Annotated in this window: 15 protein-coding genes and 1 tRNA gene; 11 read left to right on the top strand and 5 right to left on the bottom strand. The window is 66.9% G+C overall.

Annotation, left to right across the window (positions count from 1 at the left end):
• Nucleotides 1-72: 72 nt before the first annotated feature.
• Together HF690_RS02435 and HF690_RS02430 are read right to left on the bottom strand one after the other, a co-directional pair.
• Nucleotides 73-534: a peroxiredoxin gene (locus tag HF690_RS02435; RefSeq protein WP_168608314.1), complete on the bottom strand. Its 462-nt coding sequence runs from the start codon at nucleotides 532-534 to the stop codon at nucleotides 73-75.
• 28 nt (nucleotides 535-562) lie between these two features.
• On the bottom strand, nucleotides 563-1,132 hold the full coding sequence (locus HF690_RS02430) for a glycine cleavage system transcriptional repressor (protein ID WP_113065154.1): 570 nt from the start codon (nucleotides 1,130-1,132) through the stop codon (nucleotides 563-565).
• 112 nt (nucleotides 1,133-1,244) lie between these two features.
• Between HF690_RS02430 and dapA the strand changes: the two genes are divergently transcribed.
• Both dapA and HF690_RS02420 read left to right on the top strand, forming a co-directional pair.
• Entirely contained in the window at nucleotides 1,245-2,138 is an 894-nt protein-coding gene (gene dapA / locus HF690_RS02425) for a 4-hydroxy-tetrahydrodipicolinate synthase (protein ID WP_168608313.1), read from the top strand.
• Between the two features lie 23 nt (nucleotides 2,139-2,161).
• Nucleotides 2,162-2,728 (top strand): hypothetical protein, encoded by a 567-nt coding sequence (locus HF690_RS02420; protein WP_168608312.1) that lies wholly within the window; start codon nucleotides 2,162-2,164, stop codon nucleotides 2,726-2,728.
• A gap of 85 nt (nucleotides 2,729-2,813) precedes the next feature.
• Here the strand turns inward: HF690_RS02420 and fdxA are convergent, their stop codons facing one another.
• Both fdxA and HF690_RS02410 read right to left on the bottom strand, forming a co-directional pair.
• Entirely contained in the window at nucleotides 2,814-3,137 is a 324-nt protein-coding gene (gene fdxA, locus HF690_RS02415) for a ferredoxin FdxA (protein WP_113065152.1), read from the bottom strand.
• A 150-nt stretch (nucleotides 3,138-3,287) separates the two neighbouring features.
• Nucleotides 3,288-3,363, bottom strand: a tRNA-Glu gene (locus HF690_RS02410).
• Nucleotides 3,364-3,445: 82 nt separating this feature from the next.
• Here HF690_RS02410 and pcnB point away from each other — a divergent pair.
• The 6 genes from pcnB (at nucleotide 3,446) to HF690_RS02380 (ending at nucleotide 7,983) form a co-directional block, all read left to right on the top strand.
• Entirely contained in the window at nucleotides 3,446-4,804 is a 1,359-nt protein-coding gene (gene pcnB / locus HF690_RS02405) for a polynucleotide adenylyltransferase PcnB (protein WP_168608311.1), read from the top strand.
• A gap of 2 nt (nucleotides 4,805-4,806) precedes the next feature.
• Nucleotides 4,807-5,295 (top strand): 2-amino-4-hydroxy-6-hydroxymethyldihydropteridine diphosphokinase, encoded by a 489-nt coding sequence (gene folK, locus HF690_RS02400; protein ID WP_193568359.1) that lies wholly within the window; start codon nucleotides 4,807-4,809, stop codon nucleotides 5,293-5,295.
• Nucleotides 5,296-5,392: 97 nt separating this feature from the next.
• Nucleotides 5,393-6,214 carry a 3-methyl-2-oxobutanoate hydroxymethyltransferase gene (gene panB, locus HF690_RS02395; RefSeq protein WP_113065149.1) on the top strand — a complete coding sequence of 274 codons (822 nt, stop codon included), beginning with the start codon at nucleotides 5,393-5,395 and terminating at the stop codon, nucleotides 6,212-6,214.
• 18 nt (nucleotides 6,215-6,232) lie between these two features.
• Nucleotides 6,233-7,078 (top strand): pantoate--beta-alanine ligase, encoded by an 846-nt coding sequence (panC, locus tag HF690_RS02390; RefSeq protein ID WP_168608310.1) that lies wholly within the window; start codon nucleotides 6,233-6,235, stop codon nucleotides 7,076-7,078.
• 83 nt (nucleotides 7,079-7,161) lie between these two features.
• The gene (panD, locus tag HF690_RS02385; protein WP_113065147.1) at nucleotides 7,162-7,542 is read left to right on the top strand and encodes an aspartate 1-decarboxylase; all 381 of its coding nucleotides are present in this window, start codon (nucleotides 7,162-7,164) and stop codon (nucleotides 7,540-7,542) included.
• Nucleotides 7,543-7,644: 102 nt separating this feature from the next.
• Nucleotides 7,645-7,983 (top strand): hypothetical protein, encoded by a 339-nt coding sequence (locus tag HF690_RS02380; protein WP_113065146.1) that lies wholly within the window; start codon nucleotides 7,645-7,647, stop codon nucleotides 7,981-7,983.
• Nucleotide 7,984: 1 nt separating this feature from the next.
• On the opposite strand, the gene queG is transcribed toward HF690_RS02380, so the two are convergent.
• Nucleotides 7,985-9,079 (bottom strand): tRNA epoxyqueuosine(34) reductase QueG, encoded by a 1,095-nt coding sequence (gene queG / locus HF690_RS02375; RefSeq protein ID WP_168608309.1) that lies wholly within the window; start codon nucleotides 9,077-9,079, stop codon nucleotides 7,985-7,987.
• A 103-nt stretch (nucleotides 9,080-9,182) separates the two neighbouring features.
• Between queG and HF690_RS02370 the strand changes: the two genes are divergently transcribed.
• The 3 genes from HF690_RS02370 to HF690_RS02360 all read left to right on the top strand — a co-directional run bounded on the left by HF690_RS02370 (nucleotide 9,183) and on the right by HF690_RS02360 (nucleotide 12,650).
• The gene (locus HF690_RS02370; protein ID WP_240151530.1) at nucleotides 9,183-10,646 is read left to right on the top strand and encodes an NAD(P)H-hydrate dehydratase; all 1,464 of its coding nucleotides are present in this window, start codon (nucleotides 9,183-9,185) and stop codon (nucleotides 10,644-10,646) included.
• The gene (gene tsaE / locus HF690_RS02365) at nucleotides 10,630-11,109 is read left to right on the top strand and encodes a tRNA (adenosine(37)-N6)-threonylcarbamoyltransferase complex ATPase subunit type 1 TsaE (RefSeq protein ID WP_168608307.1); all 480 of its coding nucleotides are present in this window, start codon (nucleotides 10,630-10,632) and stop codon (nucleotides 11,107-11,109) included. The genes HF690_RS02370 and tsaE overlap by 17 nt, the downstream gene beginning before the upstream one ends.
• A gap of 251 nt (nucleotides 11,110-11,360) precedes the next feature.
• A complete protein-coding gene (locus HF690_RS02360) occupies nucleotides 11,361-12,650 on the top strand; it encodes an N-acetylmuramoyl-L-alanine amidase (RefSeq protein WP_240151529.1) in 1,290 nt (429 codons plus the stop codon).
• Nucleotides 12,651-12,661: the final 11 nt, after the last annotated feature.

Below are 12,661 nucleotides of genomic sequence, written 5' to 3'. Positions count from 1 at the left end.
AAGACGGACAGCACGACGCCGCCCGGCCGCGGCGGCAACCGCGGCAGGCGACGAGTCGGAAAGAGCGGATAGTCACTTCGTGGGCACTTCGTCCAGCACGGCCTGAGCGTGGCCGGGTACCTTCACCTTGCGCCATTCATGTTGCAGTTTGCCCTTCGGGTCGATCAGGAAGGTGCTGCGGACGACGCCCATGTGGGTCTTGCCGTACAGCTTCTTCTCGTGGATCACGTCGAAGGCCTTGCACCAGGTCTCGTCCGGATCGGAGACCAGCGGGAAGGGCAGTTCGTGCTTGGCGGCGAAGTTGGCGTGCGACTTCACCGAATCGCGCGACACGCCGACGATTTCGGCGCCGCGGCGCTTGAACTTGCTGTACAGGTCGCGGAAGTCCTTGGATTCGTTGGTGCAACCGGGGGTGTTGTCGCGCGGATAGAAGTACACCACCACCCACTTGCCGCGAAGGTCCTTCAGCGACAGCGTGCCGCCGTCGCCGGTGGGGCCTTCGAGTGCGGGGGCGGTCTTGCCGACTTCGATCATTGCGTGCTCCTTGATACGGCGTGGAAGGTCAGAATTTCACCGGGTCCATGATGGCATCGAGGTTGAGGCGGTCGCACAGTTCCAGGAAGTCGTCGCGCAGGGTCGCGATGTGGCTGTCGGCGGGAATGCCGATGGTGATCTGCGCCTGGAACATGCCGGCGCCGGTCTGCATGGCCTGGTAGCGCATCGAGGTCAGCTGCTCGATGCTGATGCCGTTGCGGGTGAAGAACTCGATCACGTCGGCCAGCACGCCGCTGCGGTCGGCGGCGATCACCTCGACCAGGTACGGCAGCAGGTGCGTCTGCGCGGCGCGCGCCTGGGTGCGGTAGTGCACCAGGTGCAGGTCGCGGTCCTCGCGGGCCAGCTTGTCGAGCGTCGTTTCCAGCTTGGCCACGGCGTCCCAGCTACCCTGCGCCAGCAGGATCACGCAGACGTCGCTGCCGAGCGTGGACACGCGCGTGTCGGCCAGATTGCATCCGGCGTCGGCGATGCGACGGACGAGGGGCATCAAGGGCGAGCGAGAGGCCGGCGAAAGCGTCTGCACGAGCAGTTGGTTGTCGCCCCCGGGGCGCTGCGTGATGCTGCGGTTCAAGACCATGGACACCTGAGTCAGCGGGCGCGGCCCGACGGCCGCGCACGGTTCGAGCTTACTTGCCCGCAACCGGAACCCGCAAGTAACATCGCCGACATTCCTTCTCAAGGTTCGCGTGTTGAAACTCAGTGGAAGCATTTGCGCCCTGGCGACGCCTTTTCGCGCCGGCGGCGAACTCGATATCGAAGCCTTCGAACGCTTGATCGAACAGCAGATCGAGGGCGGTACCCAGGCGCTCGTGGTGGCCGGCTCGACCGGCGAGGCGCACTTTCTCGAAGCCGATGAATACGATCGCCTGCTGACGTGCGCCGTGGCGCGCGTGAACGGCCGTGTGCCGGTCATCGCCGGCACCGGTGAGGCCGGAACGACGAAAACCGTTCGTCTGACTCGGCATGCGGCGGATCTGGGCGCGGATGCGGCACTGGTGGTCACACCGTACTACGTGCGTCCGACTCAGCAGGGTCTGATCCGGCATTTCAACGAAGTGGCCGATCAGGGCGGTCTGCCGGTGATCCTGTACAACGTGCCCACGCGCACGGCCTGCGACATGCTGCCGGACACGGTCGCGGCGCTGCGCGGTCACGAGCGTATCGTCGGCATCAAGGAAGCGCGCGCGGATGTCGCCCGCATTCATGCGATGGCGGAACTTGCCGGCGAGGATTTCGTCTATCTGTCCGGGGATGACGGCAGCGCCGTCGAGGCCATGCTGGCGGGCGCCGCCGGCACGATCTCGGTGGTGGTGAACCTGATTCCCGAGGCCTTCCGCTCCCTGTGCGATGCGGCGACCGATGGCGATCACGCACTGGCCCGCGAGCGGGCGCAGGCCATTCAGCCGCTGCTGCAGGCGCTGGATTGCGCGCCCAACCCGATTCCGGTCAAGGCGGGGCTGGCCACGCTGGGGCTGGGTGACGGCAGCCTGCGTCTTCCATTGCATGCGCTGGAAGATGACTCGGACCGCAAGGCCATACGCGATACACTGGCCCGTCTGACGCCTGCGGCGTTGGCGGACTGACACGACTTTCAACGGATATCCACATGAAGAAGATCCTCGTCGCCCTCGTGCTGAGCACCGTGATGCTTTCCGGTTGCGGCATGTTCCGTTCCAGCAAGGCATGGGAGAAAGCCAAGCAGGAGAACCCGCTCGAGATTCCGCCCAACATGGATCGGCCCAACGTCAGCGATGCGCTGACCATCCCGACCGTGAACGCCCAGCACGAGCAGGCCGCCGCGACGACGGTCAGCCCGAATTCGCTGCATCTGCCCAACGATGTCGACAGCGCCTACAAGCGCGTCGGCCTGGCGCTGGGCAACGGCGACATCGGCGCCATTGCCAGCCAGAGCGATGCCGAACATACCTATCAGGTGAAGATGGCGCCGAAGATGGAGCTGGGCTCGAAGCAGGGCTTCCTGCAGCGCCACTTCAGCAACACTCAGGACGCGCCTGGTTCGTCCGGATCGTCCACGTCGGGCGACAAGGCTGCGCCGACCGTCATGGTCCAGGTCAAGCCGGCCGCGGACGGTGGGAGCATCGTCAGCGCCACGGGCGATCCGCAGCAGGTCGGTCGTCTGATCGGCGCGCTGCGAGCGCGGCTGGGCGGCTGAGATCATTCGTCCGGATACGAAAACGCCGCCCATCGGGCGGCGTTTTGATTTTCGTCGCGGGGCCGGCGATCGTGCTGCTGCCGGATCAGCGCTCCAGCAGCGGAAGTTTGTTGGGCTTGTTCTCCCACTCGGCCGCGTCGGCCGGAGCATCCTTGCGTTCGGTGATGACCGGCCAGGTCTTGCACAGCTCGGCGTTGAGCTCGGTGAACGCCTCCTGTCCCGCCGGCACGTCGTCCTCGGGATAGATGGCGTTGACGGGGCACTCCGGCTCGCACAGGGTGCAGTCGATGCATTCGTCGGGGTTGATGGCCAGGAAGTTCGGGCCTTCGTGGAAGGCGTCGACCGGACAGACTTCGACGCAGTCGGTGTACTTGCACTTGATGCAGTTGTCGACAACGACGAAGGTCATGAAGTTTGCCCCGGTGATGCAGATGGTAACGACGCTTCTCAAGGAGCGCGTCCAGGGATGGACGCTTCCAGAGTCGCATCCATTGCGCGCATCCTGAAACTGGCCGCAAGAGGCTTTCAGCGGCGATCAGGGATGATCGCAAAAGTTAAGTGGCGCTCCCTACGAGACTCGAACTCGTGTTTTCGCCTTGAGAGGGCGACGTCCTAGACCGCTAGACGAAGGGAGCGCTGTAGCGCGAGGCGCGGTAGTATAACGGAAATATGCCGCCGGGCAATGCCTGATTTGCGGCCAACGAGGAAACCGACCGCTTGAACCAAGAAAAACCGAACCTTTCCGCGCACCCCACGCGCATCATACCCCGTGACCAGCACAGTGTTTCACGGCGCAACATCAGCAAGGCGGCGCTGAAGGTGCTGTATCGCCTGCACGAGTCGGGCTACCGCGCCCTGCTGGTCGGCGGCGCCGTGCGCGATCTGCTGCTTGATGTGCAGCCGAAGGATTTCGACATCGCCACGGATGCCACGCCCGAGGAAGTGCGCAAGCTGTTCCGCAACTGCCGCCTGATCGGCCGACGCTTCCGGCTGGCGCATGTCGTGTTCGGCCGCGAGATCATCGAGGTGGCCACGTTCCGCGGCAGCGGCGAATCCGGCGATGGCGATAGCGACGGCGACCGACACATCGTCGACGGCCGCATCGTGCGCGACAATATCTGGGGGTCCATCGAGGAGGACGCGCTGCGCCGCGACTTCCGCGTCAACGCGATGTACTACGACATTGCCGATTTCAGCGTGCGCGACGACGTGGGCGGCATGCAGGACCTGCACGACCGCGTGCTGCACCTGATCGGCGATCCGGAGACCCGCTATCGCGAGGACCCGGTGCGCATGCTGCGCGCGGCGCGGCTGGCGGCGAAGCTGGACTTCGACATCGACCCGTCCGCTTCGGCGCCGTTCGCCGAGCTGGCGCCGCTGCTGCAGGACGCCGCGCCAGCGCGACTGTTCGACGAGTCGCTGAAGCTGTTCATGGCCGGCTACGCGCTGAAGAGCTTCCGCATGCTGCGCCGTCACGGTCTGCTGGCGCCGCTGTTCCCGGCCACGGCGCGCGCGCTGGATGCGGGCGATGAAAGCCTGCTGGCTATGATCGAGCAGGGCATGGCCAACACCGATGCGCGCATCGCCGAGGGCAAGCCAGTGACGCCCGCGTTCCTTTTCGCCGTGTTGCTGTGGGGTGATGTGCGCGACCAGGCGCAGGCGTTGATCGACGACGGCACGTCGCCGGCGCTGGCCTGGCAGCGGGCGGCGCATCGCGTGCTCGCGAACCAGACGCAGCACGTGGCGATCCCGCGTCGCTTCACGCACGTGATGGAAGACATCTGGATCTTGCAGTCGCGGTTCGGTCAGCGCACCCGCAAGCGTGTGTTCCGGCTGCTGGAGCATCCACGTTTTCGCGCTGCCTACGATTTTCTGCTGCTGCGCGCGGGCGAATCCGAGGAGCTGCGCGAACAGGGGCAATGGTGGACCGAGGCCCAGGAACTGCCTGCCGAGCAACTGGCCGAGCAACTGGGGCCGTCGTCGCGCGGCAGCAAGAGCGCCGGCAGTGGCACGCGCAAGCGTCGCCGTCGCCGCGGTGGGCGCAAGAAGGCCGGTGGCGGCGATCAGGCGGATTGACGATGCGTGCATACGTGGCCCTGGGCAGCAATCAGGGCGATCCGCAGGCGCGTGTGCTCGCCGCCTTCGACGCGCTGCATGCGCTGCCGCAGACGACGATGCAGCGGCGTTCGTCGCTGTATCGGACGCCGCCCTGGGGCGTGACCGACCAGCCGGACTTCATCAACGCGGTCGCCGAACTGGAGACCGCGTTGCCGCCGCAGGCGTTGATGCAGGCCCTGCTCGAAGTCGAGCTCCTGGCCGGGCGCACCCGAGAGGGGCGGCGCTGGGGGCCGCGCACGCTGGATCTGGATCTGCTGGTCTACGGTGAGCGCGAGATCGACGAGCCGCACCTGACGGTGCCGCATCCACGCATCGCCGAACGCGCCTTCGTACTGCTGCCGCTGTCCGAACTCGCGTCTGCGCTGCATATTCCAGGACGGGGCCGGGTGGACGCACTGTTGGAAAAAGTCGACGCCAGTGCTTGCAAGCGACTGGCGTCGCCCACATGACTGCGGGGCCGGCCGTCTTCACGGTTCGCGCCGCGCGCGCTTGAGCGCTGGACGGCGCACCCCCGATAATCGAACTCTTTGCGCGAGAACACCTCACGTGTACACCGAAAACGCCCATGCCGACCGCAAGCCCGTGACCGTGCCCGGTCTGCGTGCGATGAAGAACGAAGGCCGCAAGATCGTCATGCTGACCGCGTACGACGCGAGTTTCGCGACCTGCGCGGACATGGCTGGCGTCGATGTGGTGCTGGTTGGTGATTCGCTGGGCATGGTGGTGCAGGGACATGCCAGCACGCTGCCGGTGACGCTGGATCAGGCGGTCTATCACAGCACGCTGGTCTCGCGCGGGCTGTCCAAGGCGCTGCTGGTGGCGGATCTGCCGTTCATGGCCGATCGCGATCCCGCGTTCGCGCTGGAGGCCGCACGCCGCTTGATGGCCGAAGGCGGCGCGGCGATGGTCAAGCTGGAGGGCGCCGGGCACATCTGCGGCGTGATCGAGGCGCTGGTCGAACGCAACGTCCCCGTGTGTGCGCATCTGGGTCTGACGCCGCAGTCGGTGCATCGCCTAGGCGGCTATCGTGTGCAGGGGCGCGAGGAAGCCGTCGCCGAACAGATTCTGGCCGATGCGCATGCCGTGGCCGCCGCCGGCGCGCAGTTGCTGGTGCTGGAGGCCGTGCCGGCCGCGCTCGCTGCACGCATCACCGAAGAACTGGACATTCCGACCATCGGCATCGGTGCCGGTGCGGACACCGATGGGCAGGTGCTGGTGGTGTACGACATGCTCGGGATCACGCCCGGCAAACGGCCCAAGTTCAGCAAGGATTTCCTGGCTGGTCGCGGCTCCGTGGTCGAAGCCATGGCTGCCTACGCTGCCGATGTGCGCGAGGGAAGCTTCCCCGCGGCCGAACATCAGTACTGAGCGAGCGCGACGCCAAGCATGCAGACCGTGACCGAAATCCAGGCCCTGCGCGCCGTCGTGCGCGGCTGGCGCGAGAGCGGCCAGGCCGTGGGCCTGGTGCCCACCATGGGCAATCTCCATGCGGGCCACTATTCGCTCCTGAAGCAGGCGCGCGCGCGTTGCGATCGCGTGGTCGCCAGTGTGTTCGTCAACCCGACCCAGTTCGGGCCGGGCGAGGACTTCGAGCGCTACCCGCGCACGCTGGCGCAGGATCAGGCCGGACTGGCCGATCACGACTGCGATGTGGTGTTCGCGCCCAGCGTGGAAACCATGTACCCGTTCGGGCCGGAACAGTCCGTGCGCGTGCAGGTGCCGCGTCTGACCGAGTCGCTGGAGGGCGCGCATCGTCCTGGGCACTTCGACGGCATGGCCACCGTGGTCTGCAAGTTGTTCAACCTGGTGCAGCCGGATGTCGCGGTGTTCGGACAGAAGGATTTCCAGCAGTTGCGCGTGATCGAGCGCTTCGTGCGCGATCTCGGCCTGCCGGTGACCGTCCTGGCCGCGCCGATCGTGCGCGAGGCGGATGGCCTGGCGATGAGTTCGCGCAATCAGTACCTGTCTCCCGAGGAACGCAAGCGTGCGACAGGCATCCATCGCACCCTGCTGGCGATGAAAACCGCGCACGAGGCGGGACGCGCGCCGCAGGAAATCGAGCTGGAGGCCGTCGCACAGCTTCGCGAACTGGGCTTCGAACCCGACTATGCGGCGGTCCGGCGCAGCGTCGATCTGGGCGAGCCGGGTGTCGAACCGGGCGAGGAACGCATCGCGCTGATCGCCGCCCGGCTGGGCGCGACCCGACTGATCGACAACCTGCTGCTGAACTAGTCCGGCACGCGGATACAGCAGCGAACGCGCCCAGCCGCTATAATTTCCCCTTTCACCCACATCGCATCCGTCGAGGCGACGCCATGCATTTGAACATGCTCAAGGCCAAGATCCACCGCGCCACCGTCACGCACGCGGAGCTGCACTACGAAGGTTCGATCGCCATCGACGGCGATCTGCTGGATGCGTCCGGCATCCGTGAGTACGAGCAGATCCACGCCTGGAACATCAACAGCGGGCAGCGCTTCACGACCTACGCCCTGCGTGCCGAAGAAGGCTCCGGGATCATCTCGGTCAACGGCAGCGCCGCGCGCAGCGCGCAGGCGGGCGATCTGATCATCATCGCCGCGTTCGTGACCCTGGACGAGGCCGAGCTGGCCGACTACAAGCCGCAGCTGGTCTACGTCGACGCCGACAACCGCATCAGCCATACCAACACGTCGATTCCGAAGCAGGCGGCCTGACCGGCACTCCGTTGCCCATGCGCGGGGGCGACAAAAAACTTGCAATTCCCCGCGTGGCGCCGTGTACTGAACTCGACGCCCGTTGGATGAGTGCATCCGCGCATGCCCGGAACCCGCTTCGTACAGACCTGGCAGCAAGCTGCTCGTGAACTGGAGTTGCACGTCACGCCGTGGCGCGTGGTGCTGCTTCCTTCGGCGAAGTGTCTGGTCGCGGATCTGTGGGTCGAAGGCTTCGGCTCGCCGCGCGGCATGCTGTTGTTCGGGCAGTCCGGACAGATCGGGGACTACGGTGAGGAGCTGATGCGCGAGGCCTGGGCCTACACCGTGCTCGGATTTGAGCGCGACGTTGCCGAAAGCCATGAAGCGATCATGCAACGGCTGCGCACCTGGGGCTGGTACGGCGCGCCCGAGGGCATGCCGGGCTGGCTGATCGGCGCCTGATTCATCCGGCCGTTCCGGCACACCCCGCTTTCTTGTCCTGTTCGCGCAGCGCCCAGGCGACATGCTCGCGCACCAGCGCGGACGGATGGTCGGCGCGCGCCTTCAGCGCATCGACCACGGCGGGTGAGGGTGCGGCGTTGCCCAGCGCCACGGCGATGTTGCGCAGCCAGCCCTCGTAGCCGGTGCGACGAATCGCCATGCCCTGTGTGCGCAGCAGGAACGTGTCCTCGTCCCAGGCGAATAGCTCGGTCAGCTTCGCGCCGTCCAGCCCGTGTCTTGGCGCGAAATCCGGCTCCGTGGCCTGCTGCGCGAACTTGTTCCACGGGCACACCAGCTGGCAGTCGTCACAACCGAAGATGCGGTTGCCCATCGGCGCGCGCAGTGGTTCGGGAATCGATCCCTTCAGTTCGATGGTCAGGTAGGAGATGCAGCGGCGCGCGTCCAGCCGGTAGGGTGCGACGATGGCCTGGGTCGGGCAGATGTCGATGCAGCGCCGGCAGGAGCCGCAGTGCGCGCTGGCCGGTTCGTCCAGCGGCAGGGGCAGGTCGGTGAACAGTTCGCCGAGCAGGAACCAGGAGCTGGCGTCGCGGCTGAGCAGCAGCGTGTGCTTGCCGATCCAGCCGAGGCCGGCGTTGCGCGCCAGCGCTTTTTCCAGCACGGGGGCGGAATCGACGAAGGCGCGGTAGCCGAACGGTCCGACGACGCCAGCGATGCGGTCGGCCAGCTTCTGCAGGCGGTTGCGCATCAGCTTGTGGTAGTCGCGGCCCAGCGCGTAGCGCGCCACGTAGCCGAGAGCGGGATCTTCGATCACGCTCCAGGCGCCGCGCACGCCGGGCGGCATGTAGTCCATGCGCACGCAGATCACGCGCCGCGTGCCCGGTTCCAGCTCCTCGGGACGGCTGCGCTTGCGGCCGTGCCTGCGCATGTAGGCCATCTCGCCGTGCATGCCCTGGTCGAGCCAGTCTTCCAGGTGGGATTCGTCCTCACGCAAAGATGTGCCGGTGACGCCGAGCGCGCTGAATCCGAGTTCCTTCGCCCAGCCGCGGATGTCGGCGATGAGGGCGTGCGGATCGATGTGGTCGGGCAGGGCGGACATGGTGGCATTGTAGTGGTTCGCGTCGCTACGGACTGCCGCGCGGGCGCCATCGTTGCTACGCTTCGCGCATGATCCGACGCTTTCTTCCGGCATGAAGCTCCTCATGCAACGCGCGCTGTTCACGGCAGCACAGGTGCGTGCGCAGGATCGGCACGCCATCGAGGAACTCGGCGTGCCCGGGTTCACCCTGATGACGCGCGCGGCCCATGCCGCGCTCGGTGTCCTGCGCACGCGCTGGCCGCAGGCGCGGTCGTTGCTGCTGCTGTGCGGGCCGGGCAACAACGGTGGCGATGCGTTCCTGCTTGGCGCGTTGGCCCTGCAGGCCGGTCTCCGCGCTCATGCGTTGGCGTTGAGTGCGACTTCAGAGGGCGATGCGCTGCGCGCGAGGCAGGCTTACGAAGAGGCCGGCGGGGCATGCGGGAGCGCGGACGATGCGCCGGATCTGAGCGCGTTCGACGTGATCGTGGATGGCCTGTTCGGCACCGGACTCAGCCGTGCGCCGGAGGGCGCGGCTGCCCGGCTCATCGAGCAGGTCAACGCCAGCGGTCGTCCGTTGCTGGCTCTGGATCTTCCTTCGGGTCTGGACGCGGATACCGGCGTTGCGCGCGAACCTTGCGTGCGCGCTGCGGCCACGGTCACGTTCGTGGCGCACAAGCGGGGTCTGTTCACGGCCGACGCCGGCGATTGCTGCGGCGCGCTGCACCTGGATCGCCTCGAACTGCCGCCACCCGGTTTTCAGTCGCCTGACGCTGAACTGCTACACGCACACGGTCTGCCACCGCGCCGTCGCAACAGCCACAAGGGCGCGAATGGTCACGTGCTGGCGCTGGGCGGCGACGCCGGCATGGGCGGTGCGATCCGGCTGTGCGCCGAGGCCGCGCTGCGTGCGGGCGCCGGCCTGGTCAGCGTGGCGACGCGGGCCGCGCACATCGGCGGGTTGAACGCTGCGCGGCCCGAATTGATGGCGCACGCCGTCGAGGCGCAGGCCGATCTGGAACCCCTGATACGGCAGGCCAGCGTGCTGGCCATCGGCCCCGGCCTGGGGCAGGACGACTGGGGGCGTGCTCTGTGGCAGTCGGCGCGAACCCGCGAGCTTCCGTGCGTGATCGATGCCGACGCCCTGAATCTACTGGCGGCCCAGCGTGTCGAGTTGCCCGAGCATGCCGTACTCACGCCGCACCCGGGCGAGGCCGCGCGTTTGCTGCAGACCGACACGGCAAGCATTCAGGCCGACCGCTTCGCGGCGGCGCGCGCCCTCGCCGAGCGCTACGGTGCCGTTGTGGTGCTGAAGGGCAGCGGCAGCCTGATCGCCGCACCCGACGGTCACGTGGCCGTCTGTCCCTGGGGCAATCCGGGCATGGCCGCCGGCGGCATGGGCGACGTGCTGACCGGCGTCATCGCGGCGCTGCTGGCGCAGGGCCTCTCGCCCTGGGAAGCGGCCGGACTCGGCGTCGGCCTGCATGCACGCGCCGGGGACCACGCCGCGGCGGCCCACGGCGAGCGCGGTCTGCTGGCGTCCGATCTTTTCCTTCCCTTGCGCGAGTTGCTCAATGCCGACCCGAACTGAATCGCCGTCTCTGCTGTTGGCCGACCCGGAAGCCACCGAGACGCTCGGACGACAGCTGGCGGCCGCCTCTGGCGCGGACGGTCTGGTGATCTACCTGTACGGTGACCTGGGTGCCGGCAAGACCTCGCTGGCGCGCGCCTGGCTCTCGGCGCTGGGCGCTGGCGACCGCATCAAGAGTCCGACCTACAGCCTGATCGAACCGTACACGCTGGACGACGGGCGTCCGGCCTGGCACCTGGATCTGTACCGCATCGCCGATCCCGGCGAACTGGAATGGCTGGGCCTGGATGCGCTGGCCGATCCGCGCGCCGTGATCCTGATCGAATGGCCGCAGCGGGGGGCGGGCGCGCTGCCGGCCGCGGATCTTTCCTTGCATCTGGAGCATGCCGATACCGCCCGGCGATTGCGCATGGAGCCGTCGAGCGCGCGGGGTGAACGCCTGATCGAATCGTTAACCTTTTGAATAGAAAGAAATAATGTCGAATTTTTGGGGCTCTTTCGGTCGCGACTGGAACGAAGGTAAGTTCTGACAAAGGTCGTGCAGGTCGCGGATTCAAAAGGGAAAAGGTCTTGCTTCGCGAAAGAAATTGGGGTATCACACCCACCATGCGCGAACTCTGCCGGCCACTGCTTGTTTTTCTGCTCGCCGTTGCGGCGACGGTCGCCCTGTGTCCGGCGTATGCGGCGTCGTCGACGCAGGTGCGTGCCGTACGCATGTCGACGAGCGACCAGCACACTCGTGCGGTGTTCGATCTGTCCGGTCCGGTGGATTACAAGCTGTTCCAGCTGAAGAACCCGGATCGCGTCGTGCTGGACTTCAGTCGCGCCCATCTGGCGAAGGGATTCCAATCGCCGGACGGCGGCGGATTGCTGAAGGACGTCCGTACGGGCAAGCACGGTCGGCACGGCGTGCGCGTGGTGCTGGACATGAAGGCCGGCGTGCGGCCCAAGAGTTTCCTGCTCGATCCGTCCGGCGGCAACGGCTACCGGCTGGTGCTGGACATGTACCCGTCGTCCGACGCCGGGCGCGCCATCGTGCGCCGCACCGCGCCGGTCAGCCAGCGCAAGGTACTGGTCGCGATCGACCCCGGTCACGGCGGCAAGGATTCCGGCGCGCACGGTCCGGGCGGTCTGGAAGAGAAGACCGTCACGCTGGCCATCGCCAAGCGGTTGGCCGCGCTGGTCGACAAGCAGCCGGGCATGCAGGCCATCCTGACCCGTGATGACGACACCTACATTCCGCTGGAGCGCCGTTTCGAGATCGCGCGCCAGCACAAGGCCGACCTGTTCGTCTCGATCCACGCCAACTCCTGCCCGAACCACTGCTCGGCGCGCGGCGCCTCGGTCTGGGTGCTGTCCACGCACGGCAAGGAAAGCGAGGCAGGCAAGTGGCTGGCGCGCAGCGAGAACGCGTCCGACCTGGTCGGCGGCGTGTCGCTGGACAATCGCAGCCACACGCTGGCCGCGGTGCTGCTGGATCTCTCCCAGGGTGCCAGCATGCAGGCCAGCAAGCAGGTCGGGCACGATGTGCTCGGCGCGCTGAAGGGCATCATTCCGCTGTACAAGCCGCGGGTGCAGCACGCCAACTTCGTGGTGCTGCGTTCGCCGGACGTGCCGTCGATCCTGGTCGAGACCGCCTTCATCAGCAATCGTCACGACGAGCGTCTGCTGCGCTCGCCGAGATATCGCCAGAAGATGGCGCGCGCGATCCTGAAAGGCGTCGAGCACTACTTCACCACCACGCCGCCGCAAGGCACCTGGTTCGCTGCACAGTGGGCGAAGAAACACGGCGTGAAGATCGCCTCGACCGAAGCAGCGTCTTCGTCCTCGGGTGTGGCGAGTGCCGACTCCGGCGTGCAGGACCTGCACAAGGTCAGCAACGGCGAGACGCTGTCGGGCATCGCGCATCAGTACGGCGTCAGCATGGATGCCATCAAGAACGCCAACAACATGGACTCGAACATGGTTCGCGCCGGCAGCATGCTGGCGATTCCGACCGGCTGATCCCCGCCGGT

Origin of the sequence: Oleiagrimonas citrea (assembly GCF_012395255.1) — a bacterium.
Lineage (GTDB): Bacteria > Pseudomonadota > Gammaproteobacteria > Xanthomonadales > Rhodanobacteraceae > Oleiagrimonas > Oleiagrimonas citrea.
This window is presented reverse-complemented; position numbering and strand designations above follow the sequence as displayed.

Bases quoted from the DNA above. Each gene is read 5' to 3' on its own strand.
- HF690_RS02435 (WP_168608314.1), bottom strand. From the start codon at position 534: ATGATCGAAGTCGGCAAGACCGCCCCCGCACTCGAAGGCCCCACCGGC.
- HF690_RS02430 (WP_113065154.1), bottom strand. From the start codon at position 1,132: ATGGTCTTGAACCGCAGCATCACGCAGCGCCCCGGGGGCGACAACCAA.
- HF690_RS02420 (WP_168608312.1), top strand. From the start codon at position 2,162: ATGAAGAAGATCCTCGTCGCCCTCGTGCTGAGCACCGTGATGCTTTCC.
- fdxA (WP_113065152.1), bottom strand. From the start codon at position 3,137: ATGACCTTCGTCGTTGTCGACAACTGCATCAAGTGCAAGTACACCGAC.
- folK (WP_193568359.1), top strand. From the start codon at position 4,807: ATGCGTGCATACGTGGCCCTGGGCAGCAATCAGGGCGATCCGCAGGCG.
- panC (WP_168608310.1), top strand. From the start codon at position 6,233: ATGCAGACCGTGACCGAAATCCAGGCCCTGCGCGCCGTCGTGCGCGGC.
- panD (WP_113065147.1), top strand. From the start codon at position 7,162: ATGCATTTGAACATGCTCAAGGCCAAGATCCACCGCGCCACCGTCACG.
- HF690_RS02380 (WP_113065146.1), top strand. From the start codon at position 7,645: ATGCCCGGAACCCGCTTCGTACAGACCTGGCAGCAAGCTGCTCGTGAA.
- queG (WP_168608309.1), bottom strand. From the start codon at position 9,079: ATGTCCGCCCTGCCCGACCACATCGATCCGCACGCCCTCATCGCCGAC.
- HF690_RS02370 (WP_240151530.1), top strand. From the start codon at position 9,183: ATGCAACGCGCGCTGTTCACGGCAGCACAGGTGCGTGCGCAGGATCGG.
- tsaE (WP_168608307.1), top strand. From the start codon at position 10,630: ATGCCGACCCGAACTGAATCGCCGTCTCTGCTGTTGGCCGACCCGGAA.
- HF690_RS02360 (WP_240151529.1), top strand. From the start codon at position 11,361: ATGTCGACGAGCGACCAGCACACTCGTGCGGTGTTCGATCTGTCCGGT.